The organism is Anaerotruncus massiliensis (ex Togo et al. 2026) (assembly GCF_030825285.1).
Classification (GTDB): domain Bacteria; phylum Bacillota; class Clostridia; order Oscillospirales; family Ruminococcaceae; genus Anaerotruncus; species Anaerotruncus massiliensis.
Genome location: NZ_JAPJQF010000003.1, coordinates 38,346 through 55,203, shown reverse-complemented (window position 1 = coordinate 55,203; position 16,858 = coordinate 38,346). Strand labels below are relative to the sequence as shown.

At 63.9% G+C, this 16,858-nt stretch carries 20 protein-coding genes; 10 read left to right on the top strand and 10 right to left on the bottom strand.

The genetic code is table 11. From position 1 onward, the window contains the following. Nucleotides 1-64 precede the first annotated feature (64 nt). The 5 genes from RCI06_RS02170 to RCI06_RS02150 all read left to right on the top strand — a co-directional run bounded on the left by RCI06_RS02170 (nucleotide 65) and on the right by RCI06_RS02150 (nucleotide 3,734). Nucleotides 65-577, top strand: a complete 513-nt coding sequence (locus RCI06_RS02170; RefSeq protein WP_101550838.1) for an RNA polymerase sigma factor — start codon at nucleotides 65-67, stop codon at nucleotides 575-577. Then, nucleotides 574-1,047: a hypothetical protein gene (locus tag RCI06_RS02165; RefSeq protein ID WP_101550840.1), complete on the top strand. Its 474-nt coding sequence runs from the start codon at nucleotides 574-576 to the stop codon at nucleotides 1,045-1,047. Before RCI06_RS02170 ends, RCI06_RS02165 begins: the two co-directional genes overlap by 4 nt. Further along, nucleotides 1,034-1,597: a hypothetical protein gene (locus tag RCI06_RS02160; RefSeq protein ID WP_306573913.1), complete on the top strand. Its 564-nt coding sequence runs from the start codon at nucleotides 1,034-1,036 to the stop codon at nucleotides 1,595-1,597. Before RCI06_RS02165 ends, RCI06_RS02160 begins: the two co-directional genes overlap by 14 nt. Beyond that, nucleotides 1,590-2,768: a hypothetical protein gene (locus RCI06_RS02155; RefSeq protein ID WP_306573911.1), complete on the top strand. Its 1,179-nt coding sequence runs from the start codon at nucleotides 1,590-1,592 to the stop codon at nucleotides 2,766-2,768. Before RCI06_RS02160 ends, RCI06_RS02155 begins: the two co-directional genes overlap by 8 nt. 87 nt (nucleotides 2,769-2,855) lie before the next feature. After that, a complete protein-coding gene (locus RCI06_RS02150; protein WP_306573909.1) occupies nucleotides 2,856-3,734 on the top strand; it encodes a glycosyltransferase family 8 protein in 879 nt (292 codons plus the stop codon). Between the two features lie 37 nt (nucleotides 3,735-3,771). Here RCI06_RS02150 and RCI06_RS02145 read toward each other — a convergent pair whose 3' ends face one another. Both RCI06_RS02145 and RCI06_RS02140 read right to left on the bottom strand, forming a co-directional pair. Further along, the gene (locus RCI06_RS02145) at nucleotides 3,772-4,188 is read right to left on the bottom strand and encodes a hypothetical protein (RefSeq protein ID WP_101550849.1); all 417 of its coding nucleotides are present in this window, start codon (nucleotides 4,186-4,188) and stop codon (nucleotides 3,772-3,774) included. A gap of 75 nt (nucleotides 4,189-4,263) precedes the next feature. Further along, nucleotides 4,264-4,896, bottom strand: a complete 633-nt coding sequence (locus RCI06_RS02140) for a glycerol-3-phosphate acyltransferase (RefSeq protein ID WP_306573907.1) — start codon at nucleotides 4,894-4,896, stop codon at nucleotides 4,264-4,266. A gap of 134 nt (nucleotides 4,897-5,030) precedes the next feature. On the opposite strand from RCI06_RS02140, the gene RCI06_RS02135 reads away from it, so the two are divergent. The 5 genes from RCI06_RS02135 (at nucleotide 5,031) to glpK (ending at nucleotide 10,223) form a co-directional block, all read left to right on the top strand. Further along, the gene (locus RCI06_RS02135) at nucleotides 5,031-5,933 is read left to right on the top strand and encodes a PHP domain-containing protein (protein WP_207654185.1); all 903 of its coding nucleotides are present in this window, start codon (nucleotides 5,031-5,033) and stop codon (nucleotides 5,931-5,933) included. Then, nucleotides 5,930-6,976 (top strand): ROK family protein, encoded by a 1,047-nt coding sequence (locus tag RCI06_RS02130; RefSeq protein ID WP_306573905.1) that lies wholly within the window; start codon nucleotides 5,930-5,932, stop codon nucleotides 6,974-6,976. The genes RCI06_RS02135 and RCI06_RS02130 overlap by 4 nt, the downstream gene beginning before the upstream one ends. Before the next feature lie 99 nt (nucleotides 6,977-7,075). After that, on the top strand, nucleotides 7,076-7,672 hold the full coding sequence (locus RCI06_RS02125) for a nitroreductase family protein (RefSeq protein WP_306573903.1): 597 nt from the start codon (nucleotides 7,076-7,078) through the stop codon (nucleotides 7,670-7,672). A 209-nt stretch (nucleotides 7,673-7,881) separates the two neighbouring features. Beyond that, nucleotides 7,882-8,451, top strand: coding sequence for a glycerol-3-phosphate responsive antiterminator (locus RCI06_RS02120; RefSeq protein WP_306573901.1), 570 nt, complete (start codon nucleotides 7,882-7,884; stop codon nucleotides 8,449-8,451). 284 nt (nucleotides 8,452-8,735) lie between these two features. Then, nucleotides 8,736-10,223: a glycerol kinase GlpK gene (gene glpK, locus RCI06_RS02115; protein ID WP_306573900.1), complete on the top strand. Its 1,488-nt coding sequence runs from the start codon at nucleotides 8,736-8,738 to the stop codon at nucleotides 10,221-10,223. A gap of 55 nt (nucleotides 10,224-10,278) precedes the next feature. Here the strand turns inward: glpK and RCI06_RS02110 are convergent, their stop codons facing one another. The 8 genes from RCI06_RS02110 to RCI06_RS02075 all read right to left on the bottom strand — a co-directional run bounded on the left by RCI06_RS02110 (nucleotide 10,279) and on the right by RCI06_RS02075 (nucleotide 16,848). Then, nucleotides 10,279-11,088, bottom strand: a complete 810-nt coding sequence (locus RCI06_RS02110) for an RnfABCDGE type electron transport complex subunit B (protein WP_242970834.1) — start codon at nucleotides 11,086-11,088, stop codon at nucleotides 10,279-10,281. Between the two features lie 14 nt (nucleotides 11,089-11,102). After that, the gene (locus tag RCI06_RS02105) at nucleotides 11,103-11,699 is read right to left on the bottom strand and encodes an electron transport complex protein RnfA (protein ID WP_101550862.1); all 597 of its coding nucleotides are present in this window, start codon (nucleotides 11,697-11,699) and stop codon (nucleotides 11,103-11,105) included. Next, nucleotides 11,696-12,412 (bottom strand): electron transport complex subunit RsxE, encoded by a 717-nt coding sequence (rsxE, locus tag RCI06_RS02100; RefSeq protein ID WP_101550864.1) that lies wholly within the window; start codon nucleotides 12,410-12,412, stop codon nucleotides 11,696-11,698. Before rsxE ends, RCI06_RS02105 begins: the two co-directional genes overlap by 4 nt. Beyond that, nucleotides 12,413-12,928 carry an RnfABCDGE type electron transport complex subunit G gene (locus tag RCI06_RS02095; protein ID WP_121585693.1) on the bottom strand — a complete coding sequence of 172 codons (516 nt, stop codon included), beginning with the start codon at nucleotides 12,926-12,928 and terminating at the stop codon, nucleotides 12,413-12,415. 12 nt (nucleotides 12,929-12,940) lie between these two features. Next, the gene (locus tag RCI06_RS02090; protein WP_101553220.1) at nucleotides 12,941-13,870 is read right to left on the bottom strand and encodes an RnfABCDGE type electron transport complex subunit D; all 930 of its coding nucleotides are present in this window, start codon (nucleotides 13,868-13,870) and stop codon (nucleotides 12,941-12,943) included. Between the two features lie 71 nt (nucleotides 13,871-13,941). After that, the gene (gene rsxC, locus RCI06_RS02085) at nucleotides 13,942-15,255 is read right to left on the bottom strand and encodes an electron transport complex subunit RsxC (protein ID WP_101550868.1); all 1,314 of its coding nucleotides are present in this window, start codon (nucleotides 15,253-15,255) and stop codon (nucleotides 13,942-13,944) included. A 76-nt stretch (nucleotides 15,256-15,331) separates the two neighbouring features. After that, complete coding sequence (locus tag RCI06_RS02080; protein ID WP_276871447.1) at nucleotides 15,332-15,838, bottom strand: Gx transporter family protein; 507 nt, start codon at nucleotides 15,836-15,838, stop codon at nucleotides 15,332-15,334. After that, nucleotides 15,835-16,848 carry an FAD:protein FMN transferase gene (locus tag RCI06_RS02075; RefSeq protein ID WP_306573895.1) on the bottom strand — a complete coding sequence of 338 codons (1,014 nt, stop codon included), beginning with the start codon at nucleotides 16,846-16,848 and terminating at the stop codon, nucleotides 15,835-15,837. Before RCI06_RS02075 ends, RCI06_RS02080 begins: the two co-directional genes overlap by 4 nt. Between the last annotated feature and the right edge of the window lie 10 nt (nucleotides 16,849-16,858).

The window sequence follows — 16,858 nt, the reverse complement described above, 5'->3', positions numbered from 1 at the left end:
AGACAAATGCCGCGCAGCATCGTTTGATGGGTGTAAGGCAATTGAGGTGGTGAGGCAGGACCGGATGACAAATGAAAAATTTCAGGAAATGGTGGAACAGTACGAAAAGCTGGTCTTTACCATCTGCTACCAGCTCGTGCGCGACTACCACGAGGCGCAGAACCTCGCGCAGGACGCCTTTGTCTCCGCATACGCCCACATCGACACCGTGACGGAGGACAATTTGAAGGCCTGGCTCGCGCGCATCGCCACCAACAAAGCCAAGGACTACCTCAAGAGCGCTTACAACCGGCGCGTCTGCCTATCCGAGGACATGAGCGAAATGGACCTCATCCGCGCCGAGAATTCTCCCGAGCGGCTGTACATAACCGACGAGGGAACCGGAGTGATCCGGCAGGCGATCCTCAATCTCAAAGAGCCTTACCAAAAGGTTTCGGTGCTCTTCTTCCTCGAGGAAAAAACCATCGAGGAGATCGCCGAAACCCTGCACCGGCCGAAAAAAACGGTGCAGACGCAGCTCTACCGGGCGCGAAGCAAGCTACAGGAACTACTCGTAAAGGAGGGGGTACAACGATGAAAGAACTGTTTGATCCAAACGGGCATCTGACGGACGACGCGTTCGGCGCATTGCTGCGCGACGAACCGCTCGACGAGATGGAACGTCTGGAGATTTCCGAGCACCTTTCCTTCTGCGACCGCTGTGTGGAGCGGTACGCCGCCCTCCTGGACGGCTCCGAGCTGCTCTCTCCCCCCGAGCCGGTCGCGCCTCCGGTCTTCCGGCGCATCCGCGAGCGCGCCCGTAAGCTCTTTGTCAACAAATACGCGACGGCGGCCGCCGCGGCCTGCTTCGCCATCATGTTCTGGAACATCGGCCTCTTCAACGTCGACGTCCAGAACGACCACGGCAAGATCCTTGACGCGCTGGCAAACGGCGCGGCGACCTTCAGCGAGCGGACGACGCAATTTACCGACAACCTGTCGGAAACACTGGATAAAATTCTCCAAAGTCTGAAAATTGAGAGGGGTTCCCAACATGAAAAAGAATAGCTTCTTCACCTTCTGCTTTGCCTTCATCCCCGGGGCGGGTGAAATGTACCTTGGGATGATGAAAAAGGGCTTGGCGGTCATGTCCGTCTTTTGGGGCGTCTGCGCGGTCGTGTGGTTCTTCCAGTTCGAGTTTCTCTACTGGCTGCTGCCGATCATCTGGTTCTATTCCTTCTTCGAGACCTTCAACATCAGGCAGCTCCCCTATGAGGACCGCCTTCAGATGGACAACGCCTTCTCCCTGCGGGTCGACGGCTCCGTCTTCAGCGGCCTGCGCCCCCTGCTGGAAAAGCGCCACGTCCTCATCGGCGGCGGGCTCATCTTCATCGGCGGCTGGGCGATCTTCTCGAGCTTCGTCTCCCCGCTGATCTACTACTTTGTAGAAACGATGGGGTATGAGAGCTGGTACCTCCGCAGCATCCTCAATCGCATCCCTTCAGTCGTCGTGGCGGTCGCCGTCATCTTCTTTGGCATCTACCTCGTGAAGGGCAAAAAGCGCCATGTGCAGCCGGAGGAAGAATTCGTCGAGTACAGGGGGGATTCCAATGAATAACGAAGAACGCATCGAGTCCCTGGAAACCCCCGAGGAGGAATCCGCGCGGAGCGGCGCCTCGAAGGCGGAATCCCCCGCGCCGGAGCCGACTCCTTCCCGCAAGCGGGAGGAGCCGGTCCGCCGGGTGGGGACCATGACGATGGGCTTCGCGCTCATCGTCACCGGCATCGTGGCGCTGGCCGCGATGTTCAAGCCCTCCCTCGACCTGGTCTTCGTCTTTAAGCTTTCCCCTCTCATCTTTGTGCTCCTCGGCGTCGAAATTCTCTACAACTACTTCGCCCACAAGGGCCAGAAGCTCAAATACGACCTGCTCAGCGGCTTCGTCTGCTTTGTGCTCATCGTCGCGGGCGGCTGCCTCGCCGCCGTGCCCGCCGCCTGGAACTATTTCGGCCCACCCGCCATGCAGGTGCGGGACGAGTTCCACACCCAGCTCCGCGGGCGGATCTCCGAAAGCCTCATCGACGAGCGGGAGCTGATCGGGCAGATGTATGTGAACGCCGAGCTCCCCTACTATAAGCAGTACACGCCGAACATGAGCTACGACGAGCTCGCCGGGGACGCGCGCGTCTATCTGCACATTAACCTCAACGGCCCCTACCACGACAAGGAGTCCTTTGCGAAGGACATCCAGAATATCCTCTCCAAGCTCGATCCCCTGGGCCTCGACATCCGCAACCTGACGTTCCGCTACGACGGCGAGGAGGTCGATTTCGGGCTCGACCTCTATGACCGGTATCAGCTCGACATGAAGCTGGACGAGCTGGTGCGCCGGGTGGATGCGGACTGGTATCATGAGGACGAAGAATCGTCCGCCCGGGACGGCTTTTCCGGTGAGAGCGCCCTCCCGCCGCTGGAGCCCCTCGAGAACGACGGCTTCAGCAACGAGTGGCCCGACCGTATCGTCTATTCGGCGGACGGCATGACCGCGCACAGCTACTATTTCGATCTGCCCGTTTCCAACCCCACGACGGTGCAGGTCGACGTCTCGACCGAAGGCGGTACGCTGGACATGCGGATCGCCGGGCCGGACGGCACGATCTATTTTGAGGGCTACGACCTCTCCGAGGCGAGCGGGAGCCAGACCATCGCGCTTCCCGTATCCGGCGCCTACCAGGTCAGGCTGACCGCCGACGAGTTCCACGGAGGCTTCACCATCCAGAACCTCGGCTGATACAAATCGTTCATAATCCCCGTATTGCGAAGACGCGATACGGGGATTATAATATTTTCATCCCTATTTTGATTTCGGAGGCAGCCGATGAATATCGTCGTTTCGCTCAACGCCAACTATCTGCGGCCGCTCTGCGTGATGCTGCGCAGCCTGCTCGACGCGAATCCCGGGGAGGAGGCGGACGTCTACGTCCTGCACGCCTCCCTCTCCCCGGAGGCGTTCTCCTTTGCCCGCTCCGTCCTTCCAGACGGGAGGCTCCGCCTCTTCGACGTGCGCGTTCCGGAGGACTTCATGGCGGACGCGCCGGTGCTCTTCCATTTCCCCAAGGAGATGTATTACCGCATCTTTTCGGCGCGCCTGCTGCCCCAAACCCTCGGGCGCGCCCTCTACCTCGACCCGGACATGGTGATCAACCGCCCGCTCGCCCCGCTCTACGGCATGGAGCTGGGGGAACACTTTTTCGCGGCCGCGCGGTCGGTCAACCCCGTCTCCCAGGTGGAGTACAAGCTGCGCCTCGACATGCCCGAGGAAAGCGAATACTTCAATTCCGGCGTGCTGCTCATGAACCTGGACGCGCTGCGCGCCGGACAGGACTGCGATGAGGTGACGGAGTTCATCCGCGCCCACCGGGAAAAGCTCATCCTTCCCGACCAGGACGTGCTCAACGCCCTCTACCACGACCGCACCGTTCTGCTCGACCCGCGCGTCTATAACTTCGACGCGCGCTATTTCAACACCGTCAAGGTGGCCACCCTCGGCAGGATCGACCTCAAATGGGTGCGGGAGAACACCGCCGTCATCCACTACTGCGGCAAGAGCAAGCCGTGGCACGAGCACTATCTCGGAGAGCTCGGCGTCTTTTACCGGGAGGCGGCCGCAAAGGTGTTCCCCGAAGAGTCCGCGCGGAAGTCGCCGCTTGAAAGGCTGCGCGGCCTCGGCGCGCCCCGCGAACCCGGCGAAGGCTGAAAAGGCCGCCGTGCGATGCACGGCGGCCTTTTATCCGTCAGGCGGTCTCGATCCTCCGGCCGCTTCCGCCCTGGCAGAGCCGTTCGCGCAGGGCGCGGCTCAGCGGGAGCACCGGGATGCAGAGCAAAAACCAGAGCGCGCTGTACAGGGGGCAGATCTGCCCGAGCAGGTTCCCCTTCCGGCGGGAGTAGTCCCAGACGCCGAGCCGGCAGCCCCTGTTGATGATGCACCCGGCGACAAATTCCACCGCCGTGAGCACCAGGCTGCCCGCCGCGCATTTTTGCAGCATCGACCGCCCCGTCATACGCAGGTCGGTCAGGTAGAGCAGCAAAAAGCCGACGCCCCCGGTCAGCGCCATCGTCCAGTGGGTAAAACCCCGCCAGAGCACTTCGATCGCGCTGTAGCCCACCGATCCGACCGTGCAGACGGCGGCGTATTCCTTGAATTTTTCCATCCGCGTTCACCCCGCATTAGGGTGCGCGGATTCCGCGCCGATATACGAAGGAGCGCCGGAACCGGCGCTCCTTTTTCAGTGAAATGATTTCCGCTTCAAATAGGCTTTCAGCCGCGACGCGACGGAGGCCCGGCCTTCCGTTCCCGCGCGCATCCGGGCAAAGTTCCCACTGTGCCGCACCAGCATCACGCCGCCGATCACGCCTGCCGCCGCGGCCGCCTCCCGCCCGAGGCCGAAAAGCGCCGTCAAGAGCGGAAGGCTCACCGCGATCACCGCGGAGCCCACCGCGAGATAGCCCATCGCCAGCACCGCCGCCGCGCCGAGCAGGTAGCTCGCGATTCCGACGGGGGGTGAAAAAAGGATCGACGCCGCGCCGGCGACCGCCACTCCCTTGCCGCCGCGAAAACCGTTCCACACCGGCCAGCAGTGCCCGAGCACCGCGCCGAGCCCTGCGTAGAGCACCGCCATCCGCCCCATCCCGGGGAAGAGCCACAGCCGGCAGAGGGCGCAGGCCGCCGCCGTTTTGAGGATATCCCCCGCGAGCACCAGCAGCCCGCTCCCCGTCCCCAGCCGGGAGGCGACGTTCGCCATGCCGGGGTTGCCGAACCCCTCTGCGCGCCGCGCGCCCGTCCGGCAGAAGACGATCAGGTCGGCGGTCAGAAAGGACCCGAACAGGTACCCTGCCAGCACGCACCAGAGACGCTCCATGCCATCCCCTCCTTTTCTTGATTATAGACCATCCGCCGGGAATTTACACCCCCTATTGACATTTGCGCTCCGATGTCCTATAGTTAAATCAGAAACTTTTAAAAGTATCTGTCTAAAGTATTGGAGGCGACGATATGAGTTGGCTGGACCTGCATCTCCATTCCTCCTTCAGCGACGACGGGGAGTTTTCCCCGACCAGACTGGCGCTCCTCTGCTGGCGGGCGGGAATCGGAACCGCCGCGCTGGCGGACCACAACACGACGCGCGGCGTCCCCGCGATGCTCAAGGCCGGGCGGGCGCTGGGCGTCGAGGTCATCCCGGCGGTCGAGCTCGACTGCACCCACGAGGGCGTCGACCTGCATCTGCTCGGCTACTGGATCGACCCCGCCCACCCCGGTTTCGCGCGGGCCGAGGAATCGGTCCTCTCGCAGGAGCAAACCGCCGCCGGGCGGCGAATCGAACTGGTGCGCGCCTGTGGGATCCCGCTGGATCTGGCGGCGGTGACGGCGCTTTCCAAGGACGGCATCGTCACGGGCGAGATGATCGCGGAGGTCGCCCTCGCCATGCCGGAAAACGCGGAACATCCCCTCCTCTCCCCCTACCGTCCGGGCGGGGCGCGCTCCGACAATCCCTACGTCAACTTCTACTGGGACTTCTGCGCGCAGGGAAAGCCCGCCTACGTCCCCATCCGGTTCCCCTCCCTCGCGGAGGCGGTCACGCTGGTGCGCGAAGCGGGCGGGCTTCCGGTGCTCGCCCACCCCGGCAACAACATCCACGAGGACGCCGCCCTGCTGCAAAGCATCGTGCGCTGCGGCGTCGCGGGGCTCGAGGCCTACAGCAGCTACCACACCCCCGCGCAGACCGCCTTTTATCTCCGGCAGGCGGAGGCGCTCGGCCTCGCGGTCACCTGCGGCAGCGACTTCCACGGGAAGATCAAGCCCGCTATCCGGCTGGGTTCGGCCGAGTCCGGCGGACGGGAGGCGGCGCTGCTCGGGGAACTGCGCAAAAAACTTGACAGCCTGGAGGGAGCGCGATGACCGGGGTGACCGGGAAACCGGAGCTGATGAAGCGGATGAACACCACCCTGCTCTACCGGACGCTGATCCGCCTTGGCTCGGCGACGCGGGCGGAGGTGGCCAATGAGACGAACCTCAGCGCGACCACCATCCGCAACCTCTTTGAGGAACTCGAAGCGGGCGGCGAGATCGTCGCGGGCGCGCTCGACCGGTCGAGCGGCGGACGGCGCGCCCAGCGGTACGCCCTCAACCCGGCGCGCAACCTGACCCTCGCGCTCTACTGTGCCGGGGAACGGATCGACTACCGGATCACCGGCCTGACGGGAGATGTCGCCGCGGACAGCTTCACCCCCATCGAGGACGGCGACACGGTGGAAGCGGTCCTCCGCCTGATCGCGGGCTGCCGTTCCCGCTGGGACGTCCGCGCGGTCGGGCTCGGCGTGCCCGGCATCGTGGAGAACGGGCGCGCCTATATCGGCAGCGAACTGGATACCCTGGTCCCGAACGACCTCGGGGCGCGGGTCCGTTCCGCCTTCCCCTTTCCGCTCGTTCTGGAAAACGACCTCAACGCGACCGCGCTCGGTTATATGAACCGCTACCACCGGGAACACCCCTCCTGCAGTCCCGCGGGCTTCAATATGGCCTACATCCATTTTGACCGGGAGAGCGCGGGCGCGGGCGTCATTGCCAACGGGCAGGTCGTCCACGGCGCCAAGCAGTTCGCCGGGGAGCTCGGCTTTCTGCCGATGGGGCATAAGCAGACCTTGAACGACCTGCTTCCCAGCGTCTCCTCCCGGGAGGACTGCCTTGATATCGTCTCCCGCGTCGTCTCCATCGTCAACTGCGTCACCAACCCCGAGCTCGTCGTAGTCGGCGGGAGCCTGTTTGACGCGGCGTGGCTCCAGTACGCGCTTGACCGGCTGAACGCCCAGCCGGGGCTTTCCAGCCCGCTGCGCCCGCTCTTGGTCTACCGCGGCGACAACCGGGAGGACTACCTCGACGGGCTGACCTACCTGACGCAGCAGGACCTCGTCCCCCGTCTCCCGCTGGCCGCTTTCGATTAGGGTTGCATTTCGGAGGAAAAAAGATTATAATAATGATAATCGATCCTGTTATAGAGGATTTTTCGACAAACATGCAACCCTGTGATCGGAGGAACCCATATGAACACATTTTTATCCGCCCTGAAAGCCCGCCGCACCTGCTACCGGATCGGCAGCGGCTCCCCCATCGACGACAGCCGGATCTCCGGGCTGGTGAAGGAGGCCGTTTCCGTCACCCCCTCCGCCTTCAACATGCAGAGCACGCGCGCGGTCCTGCTCTTCGGCGCCGAACACGAAAAGCTCTGGAAGATCGTGTTGGAATCGCTGCGCGCCATCGTGCCTCCGGATGCCTTCGCCGCAACTGAAGGAAAGATACGCTCCTTCGCCGCCGGGCACGGGACCGTCCTCTATTTCGACGACACCGCCGTCACGGACGACTACGCGGACAGGTTCTCCACCTACCGGGACAATTTCCCGGTCTGGGCGCAGCAGGCAAACGGCATGGCGCAGCTGAACGTCTGGACGCTGCTCGAGGAGGCCGGGCTCGGCGCCTCGCTCCAGCACTATAACCCCCTCATCGACGAAGAGGTCCGCCGGACCTGGCGGCTTCCCGAAAGCTGGAAGCTGGTCGCGCAGATGCCCTTCGGCGAGCCGCTCGCCCCGCCCGACCCGAAGGAGTCCGCCGACCCCGACGCGCTCGTGAAGGTTTTTCCCTGATCGGATGCGCCGGGGGACCTTCCCCGCCCCGGATGAATAAAAAAACGGCCGCGGTCCGCCTGCCGGCGGAGGCGCGGCCGTTTTTTGCGCCGAAATCCGGTCAAAGCCGCCGGACGGGCTGTCCTCCACCCGGGGACGGGTCCCCGGGTGGAGGATTGACAAAACCTCCTTTTGCAGGTATGCTTTACTGAAGACGGGAGGCTATGTGGGTGAGGCATGAAGCGTTTGTGGAACTTTTGCAGGAGAACCCGGTCATCGCGGCCGTTAAGGACGCGACGGGGCTCTCCCGCAGCATGGACAGCGACTGCCAGATCGTCTTCGTGCTGAGCGGCAACCTGCTGGGCGTCAAGGAGGTCGTCTCCCGTGTGCATGAGGCGGGCAAGCTCGCGATGGTGCATATCGACCTGATCGACGGGCTGGCCGCGCGGGACGTCGCCGTGGATTTCATCGCGGAGAGCACGCGGGCGGACGGGATCATCTCCACCCGCTCCAACCTTGTCCGGCGCGCAAAGGCGCGCGGGATGCTCGCGGTGCAGCGGTTCTTTATGCTCGATTCGATCGCGCTGGTCAACATTGAAAAGCGCCTCTCGTTCGAGGCGGCGGACGCGGTGGAAATCCTGCCCGGCGCCATGCCCAAGGTCATCCGCAGGCTCGCGGCGATCGTCCGCAAGCCGATGATCGCGGGAGGACTCATCTCCGACAAGGAGGACGTGCTCAACGCGCTGGGTGCGGGGGCGGTGGCGGTCTCCTCCTCCAATCCCGAAGTCTGGTTATTGTGACCGGACAACTGCCGAGAGACCGGGAGCGGGCCATAAAAGGGCCTTCGGCCCTTTTATGGCCCGCTTTTATGTTCATGCGCCGGCTGTGAACGGAACAAGCGCCTTCCGGGCCGGCTGTAAGGGTTGTCCACGGGATGAAAAATCTGGTAGAATGGAACTGACCGGACCGGCGAAGCCCCTTGACGCGGTCACCCTCCACGCGCCCGCCCAGAGCGGCCGTGGAATATGTGTGCGGGACGGGCGCGCTTCATCGCCGCGCGCGGCCTGTGAGAGGAGAGGCAAAAATGGGAAACTATGTGCTGGCGCTTGACCAGGGGACGACGAGCTCGCGGGCGATCCTCTTCGACCGGGAGCAGAACATCGTCGGCATGGCGCAGAAGGAGTTCACGCAGTTCTATCCGAAGGAGGGCTGGGTCGAGCACGACCCGATGGAGATCTACTCCTCCCAGTACGCGGTGATGATGGAGGTCATCGCCCAGAGCGGCGTGGACGCCGGGGAAATTTCCGCCATCGGAATCACCAACCAGCGGGAGACGACCATCCTGTGGGATAAATCCACCGGCCGTCCGGTCTACAATGCGATCGTCTGGCAGTGCCGCCGCACTGCGGACATCATCGACGACCTGGACGCGCGCGGGCTTTCCGGCTACATCCGGGAGGCCACCGGGCTGGTGCCCGACGCCTATTTCTCGGGCACCAAGATCAAATGGATCCTCGACCACGTCGAGGGTGCGCGGGAACGCGCCGAACGGGGGGAAATCCTCTTTGGCACGGTGGACAGCTGGCTCATCTGGAAGCTGACCGGGGGCGCTGTGCACGTCACCGACTACACCAACGCCTCCCGCACGATGATCTATAACATCAGGACCTTCGACTGGGACCAAAAGCTGCTCGACGCGCTCGACATCCCCCGCGCCATGCTGCCCGAGGTGCGCGGGTGCAGCGAAATCTACGGCTATGCCGCGGTCCAGGGGGTGCGGATCCCGATCGCGGGCATCGCGGGCGACCAGCAGGCCGCGCTCTTCGGCCAGTGCTGCTTCGCGCCCGGCGAGGCGAAGAACACCTACGGCACCGGCTGTTTCCTGCTCATGAACACGGGCGGGACCCCCTGCGTCAGCGAAAACGGCCTGCTCACCACGATCGCCATCGGCCTGAACGGAAAGGTGCAGTACGCGCTGGAGGGCAGCGTCTTCGTGGGCGGCGCGGTCATCCAGTGGATCCGCGACGAGATGCGCTTCATCAACGAAAGCCGCGACGCCGAGTACTACGCGCGGAAGGTGCCCGACACCGGCGGGGTCTACCTCGTCCCCGCCTTCACCGGGCTGGGCGCGCCCCACTGGGATATGTACGCGCGCGGCTGCATCGTGGGCATCACCCGCGGCACCAGGCGGGAGCACATCATCCGCGCGGCGCAGGAGTCGATCGCCTACCAGAGCTACGACCTCGTCAAGGCGATGGAGCGGGACACCGGCATCGCCCTCGCCGAGCTCAACGTCGACGGCGGGGCCTCCCGCGACCGCTTCCTCATGCAGTTCCAGGCGGACATCCTCGGTAAGCGGGTGTGCCGGCCGATGATCCGCGAGACGACCGCGCTCGGCGCGGCCTACCTGGCGGGGCTCGCCACCGGCGTGTGGAAGGACCTGGACGAGCTCAAAAAGCTGTGGAGCTGCGACGTCCGCTTCGACCCCGACATGGACGATCCCGCCCGCCAAAGGCTGCTTTCCGGCTGGCGGAAAGCCGTCGGCCGCAGCCTCGACTGGGCGGAGCACTGAAAATCATACGGAAAAAGGCCGCCGCGTTCATTGAACGCGGCGGCCTTTCGTCTGTTTATTCGCCGACGATCGCTTCGCAGCGGGAGGCGCAGGTGACGATCGCGCCCGTCGGGCAGGCGGTCACGCAGGCGCCGCAGCTGGTGCACTTGCGCGGGTCGATCGAAGCGAGATTGTCGGTGACGGTGATCGCGCCGTTCTCGCAGGTCTTTTCGCATTTCTTGCAGCCGATGCAGCCGTTCTTGCACACCTTGCGGGTGAAGGCGCCCTTGTCGTGGGACGAGCAGCCGACATAGACGGTGCTCGTGGCCGGGATGACCGTGATCAGGTGGTTGGGGCAGGCCTTGGCGCACATGCCGCAGCCCACGCAGACCGCCTTGTCGATGACGGCGATGCCGTCCACGATCGAGATCGCGCCGTACTGGCAGGCCGCGATGCAGTCGCCGTAGCCGAGGCAGCCGTGGGAGCAGCTTCCCTTGCCCTGGTAGAAGAAGTTGCAGGCCGCGCAGCTCTGCTTGCCCTCGTAGTCCATGATGCTGTCGGTGGCGTAGCAGTTGCCCGAGCAGCGCACCACGGCGTACTGCTCCTCCACGTCCTCGAAGGCGACGCCCATCGCCTCGCTGAGCTTGTGGCCGACCGCGTCGCCGCCCGGCACGCAGAGGTTGGTTTTGGCGCCGTCGTGCGCGACCGCCTTGGCGTAGTCGTCGCAGCCGGCGTAGCCGCACGCGCCGCAGTTGGCGCCCGGAAGCTCGGCGCGCACCTTATCGAACAGTTCGTCCGCGGGAAGCGCCATCACCTTTGCGGCGACGACGAGGATGATCGAGGACAGCAGCCCGATCCCGCCGACGATGATTACCGGAAATAACATAGAGCCCACCCCCATTATTTAAACAGGCCGTCGACGATGCCGCTGAAGCCCATAAAGCTCACCGAGCAGATCGCCGCCGCGACCAGTGTGATCGGGATTCCCTGGAACGCCTTGGGCGTGCTGCCGGCCGCGGCGTCCACGCGGGAACGCACGCCTGAGAAGAGCACCATGGCGAGCAGGAAGCCCAGGCCGGAACCGACCGCGTTGACCAGCGACTGGCCGAAGGTATACCCCTCGTCGAGGTTGAGGATGGTCACGCCGAGCACGGCGCAGTTGGTCGTGATAAGCGGCAGGTAGATGCCCAGCGCCTTGTGGAGCGCGGGAATATACTTTTTAAGCGCGATCTCGACGAACTGCACGAGCGCCGCGATGATCAGGATGAAGACGATCGTCTGCAGGTAGGAGAGCCCCTTCGGCACGAGGATGTAGGTATAGATCGGCCAGGTGACCGCCGTGGCGAGCGCCATGACGAAGATGACCGCGACGCTCATGCCGAACGCGGAGTCGAGCTTTTTGCTGACGCCGAGGAAGGGGCAGATGCCCAAAAACTTCGCGAGCACGTAGTTGTTGACGAGTACGGCGCCGACTAAAATGATCAGGTATTCCTTCATTCGTCAGCACCTCCTTTCCGGACCGCCGCGCAGGCGGCCGCGGACGGGCAGCCGGCACAGCCGAACTCCTTCTTTTTGATCGCCTTGCCGTGGGTCAGGTGGTTGACCAGCGCGATGAGCGCGCCGAAGACCAGGAAACCGCCCGGCGCGAGCAGGAAGACGATGATCGGGTTATCCCAGTGCAGCGAGACGCCGTTCTGGATGCCGAGCCACTCGGCGCCCGACATCCAGGTGCCGTTGCCGAGGATTTCGCGGATGGAACCCATCGCGAAGAGCGCCAGCGTAAACCCGATGCCCATGCCGATGCCGTCGCAGGCGGAGGCAAGAACGGTGTTCTTGTTGGCGAACATCTCGGCGCGGCCGAGGATGATGCAGTTGACGACGATGAGCGGCAGGTAGACGCCCAGCGCCTTGTCGAGATCGGGCGCGTACGCCTTGACGATGAACTGCACGAGGGTGACAAAGCTCGCGATGACCACGATGTAGCAGGGGATGCGCACCTTGTCGGGGATGATGTTCTTGAGCAGCGAGATGACGATGTTGGAGCAGATGAGCACCACCGTCGCCGCGATGCCCATGCCGATGCCGTTGACCGCCATCGTCGTGACGGCGAGCGTCGGACAGGTGCCGAGGATGAGAACCAGGGTCGGGTTCTCCTTGAGGATGCCGTTCGTCAGGACCCTCCAGTTGCTGGGTTTGTTCGGATTGCTCATTTAAGCGCCCTCCCCTACTGCTTCATACGCCTGATAGGCGGTGTCGACGCACCGGAAAAATGCGTTGGAGGAGATCGTCGCGCCCGTGACGGCGTCGACGCCCTCAAGGCTTTTGTCCTTGCCCGGGAACTGGCCGGTGAAGGCGTCCGCCCCCGTCTTGGAGCCGAGTCCCGGCGTCTCGGAGTTGTCGAGCAGCTTCACGCCGGTGATCCTGCCGTCGTTGCCGATGCCGACCATGACGTTGTACACGCCGCCGAAGCCCTTGTCCTTAACCTTGAAGGCGTAGCCGTTGCCGCTGTCGTCCTTCGCGGCGATGAGGACGTTTTCCATCCCCTCCAGGGCCAGCTCGGTAAAAGTGGTGGAGCCTGGGACCACCGCCTGCATGGCGGCGTCGGAGGCCTCTTTCTCCGCCTGCGCGATGAGCGGGGCGGTCTTGTCGTAAGTGAGCCCCAGCAGCGCGGAGGCCACGACGCAGATCACGGTCAGTACGACGACCGGTTTCAAAAGTTCTTTCATGTTCGCGCCCCCCTACTGTTTTTTCTGCTCAAAGACAGCGCCGAACGGTTTGGTGATCGTGAGGCTGTCGATGTGCGGGACGAGGATGTTCATCAGCAGGATGGCGAAGGACATGCCCTCCGGATAGTTGCAGAAGACGCGGATCACCATCGTGATAAAGCCGATGCCGATTGCGAAGATCACCTTGCCCTTGGTGGTGACCGGGCTGGTCGAGTAGTCGGTCGCCATGAAGAAGGCGCCGATCATCACGCCGCCCGAAAGCACGGCGTAGAAGGGGTCCTGGCCGAAGAGCAGCGCGAAGACGAAGACGCTGCCGATCAGCGTGACGGGGATCTGCCAGCCGATGACGCCGTTCCAGATGAGGTAGAGCCCGCCCACGATGAGCGCGAGCGCGCAGGTCTCGCCGAGGGAGCCGCCGCGGTTGCCGATCAGCATGTTCCACAGCGACGGGAGCTGGTCGGTCTGCCCGGCGGAAATCAGCTTGAGCGGGGTCGCGGTCGCGACCGCGTCGATCGCGGCGTGCGGGGCGATCCAGTGGGTCATCTGGTTGCCGAACGACACGAGCAGGAAGATGCGCGCGGTCGCGGCGGGGTTGGCGAAGTTGCAGCCGATGCCGCCGAAGAGGCATTTGACCACGACGATCGCGATGAACGACCCGAACACCGCCATCCAGAAGGGCAGCGTGACGGGGACGTTGAAGGCGAGGATGATTCCGGTGACCACCGCGCTGCAATCGCTGATCGTCACGGGCTTTTTGGTGACCTTCGCGAAGAGGTATTCAAACACCACGCAGGAGACGACGCAGACCGCCGTCAGCAGCAGCGCGCGGATCCCAAAGTAAAAGATCGACATGACCAGCGCGGGCAGCAGCGCCGTCGCGACGGTCAGCATGATCTTGCGGGTATTGATATCGTCCCGGAAGTGCGGGGAGGGGGTGATCATGAGCTTTGCCTTTTCCTCCGCCGGGGCCTGGGTTTCCACTGTATTCACAGCCACAACAAATCCCTCCTATCCTATTTCTTCGCCGTCGCGGCCCGGAGCTTCTGCTTTGCCATTTTGTTGGTAAAGGTCAGATTGCGCTTCGCCGGACAGACAAACGAACAGCAGCCGCACTCCATGCAGAGCGAAACCTTCAGCTTCTGGAGCATCGGGATGTTGTCCGATTCATAGGCCTTTTCGATCATACGGGGCATCAGGTGGTAGGGGCAGGCCTGGATGCACCGGCCGCAGCGGATGCAGGGCTGCTCCTCATAGACCGCCGTCTGGCTCTCGTCGAACGCGAGCAGGGCGTTGTTGTTCTTCAGGACGGGATATGTATCGTCGAAGACGAGCGTGCCCATCATCGGGCCGCCCATGATGAGCTTCTTGGGCGTGCATTTATAGCCGCCGCAGAAGTCGATCACGTCGGAAAAGTGCGCGCCGATGGGGGCGACGACGTTCTTCGGCTCCGCGACCGCGCCGCCGTCGACCGTCAGCGTCTTGGTGACGAGCGGCATGCCGGTGCGCAGGTACTGGCCGATGAACGCGGTGGTCGTCACGTTTTCGACGATGACGCCCACGTCCGCCGGGAGCATCCCCTCCTTGATGACGCGGCCGGTCGTCTCATAGGCGGTGACCTTTTCCGCGCCCTTGGGGTAGATCGCTTTCAGGCTGCACACCTCGATCGACGGGTCGTCCCCGGTGAGGCGGCGCAGCATTTCGATCGCCTGGGGCTTGTTGTTCTCCACCGCGATCTTGACCTGGGTGATGCCGACGTATTTTTTGATCGCCGCGATGCCGTCGAGGATGTCCTGCGGACGCTCGATGATCGTGCGGTAGTCGGAGGTGATGTAGGGCTCGCACTCGGCGGCGTTGACCACCAGCGTGTCCACCTCCGAGAGGTTTTTGGGGTTCATCTTGATGTGCGTCGGGAAGCCCGCGCCGCCGAGCCCCACCAGCCCGGAGGCCCGGATCGCCTTGACGAATTCCGGGTGGTTTTCGATTTCGGGAGGCTTTATATGTTCATCGACCGCCTGCTCCCCATCGGTCTGGATGATCACGACCTGGCACCGGGAGCCGGTGGCCGTCACGATCTCCTCGACCGCCGAGACCGTCCCCGAGACGCTCGAATGGATCGGCGCGCTCAAAAAAGCCTCGCTGTCCCCGATCATCGTCCCGACCTTGACGGCGTCCCCCTTCTTGACCAGGGGATTGCAGGGCGGGCCCATATGCTGCGACATCGAAATACAGACTTCTTTCGGCAGCGGCATAGGGGTGCTTTCGCAATTTTCCGTGTTCTTGAAGTGCGCCACCTTGGCGCCCTTCAGTGTCTTTTGCAAAACACTCATGTTACCATTTCCTCCTCTGAGTTTTATGGTGGGAGTTGCAGTATCATCATCCGGCGTCCCGCCTCCGGACGGGGCGTCAAAAGAAGATTCGGTTGAAATGCGGCCTGAGCAGCCGCAGGAGCAGCCCCGTGAGCGCGCCCATCGCGACGCCCCCCAGCGCGAGCACCGGAAAGTAATAGAGCACCGCGCCGTTTAATAGCAGCACCGCCATCACAAGCTGTCCGGCGTTATGCATGAGCCCGCCGCAGATGCTTGTGAAAAGCTCGCTCGGCTTTTTGGGCAGCGCGCGCAGCAGGAGCATCGCCGTCACCGACACCAGCCCCCCGGCGAAGCTCATCGCCGCGCCGACCGGCCCGCGCGTCAGCAGCACGAACAGGCTTTTGAGCGCCGCCAGCGAGTACGCCTCCCGCCAGCCGAGGCAGAAAAGGCAGTACATCGTCACGATGTTGCTGAGTCCCAGCTTGACGCCGGGGACCGGCACCATCGGGGCGAGCGACGATTCCACGAGGCTCAGCACGACCGACAGCGCGAAGAGCAGCCCCAAAAAGGCGACCTTGGACGCGCGGTATTTCATCCGTTTCATGACGGCACCTCGAAGTGGTAGCTCCCGCCCGGGTCGGCGGGGGTGAACCGGTCCAGAAGGTCGTTGGACACGTAGACGTTGCGCTCCCGGTCGATGACGACCAGCCCGCAGCTGAGCGCGTTGAGGTTCTCCAGGACGTAGTCCCTGCCCTTGATGAACAGCCAGGTCGACATACTGTCGGCAAGCGCCCCGTCGGGAGAGACGACCGACACGGACATCAGCCCGGTGTCGGCCGGGCGGCCGGTCGCGGGGTCGAGGATGTGGTGGTAGCGCACCCCGTCCCGCTCGAAATAACGTTCGTAGTCGCCCGAGGTCGCCATCGTCGTATCGGACAGCGTCACCACCGCGATGTAGTCGTTCCCGCCGCCGCGCGGATCGCGCACCCCGAATTTCAGGGGCTCCCCGTCCGGCTTCGCCCCCATAGCCATGATGTTGCCGCCGATGGAAATGTAGCCCGAGTCGACGCCGTATTCCCGCGCGACCCTGCGCGCCGCGTCGCAGGCGTAACCCTTGGCCACGCCGCCGACGTCGACCGCCTGCCCCTCGCGGCGCAGCATGGCCGACCGGTCCGCGGGGTCAAGAAGGATGTCCCGGTATCCGACGAGGGTGCGCAGCTCATCGATGCGCGCGTCGGAGGGCACCTGCGGATGGCCTGAGGTGACCCCCCATTCGGCGGTGAGCGGGGCGATGGTCACGTCGAACGCGCCGCCCGACGCCTCCCCGAACGCCGCGCAGCGGGAGAGCAGCCCGTAGGTGTCCTCCGAGAGGGGGACGTACCCCCTCCCCGCGTTTTCGTTGAGCCGCGCGACCTCCGAATCGGGCAGGTACATCGACATGCGCGACTCGATCCCCGCGAGCTCCGCCTCGATCGCGTCCCTGGCCGCCTGGGCGTTCTTCCCGTAGAGCTTGTATTCCACGATGGTATCCATGAGAAACGACGTGCCCGTCACCGGAGCCTCCCGCCCGCCGCAACCGGCGAGCAGCAGGAGTCCGATGAGAAGCGCGGTCATCCGCATTCCC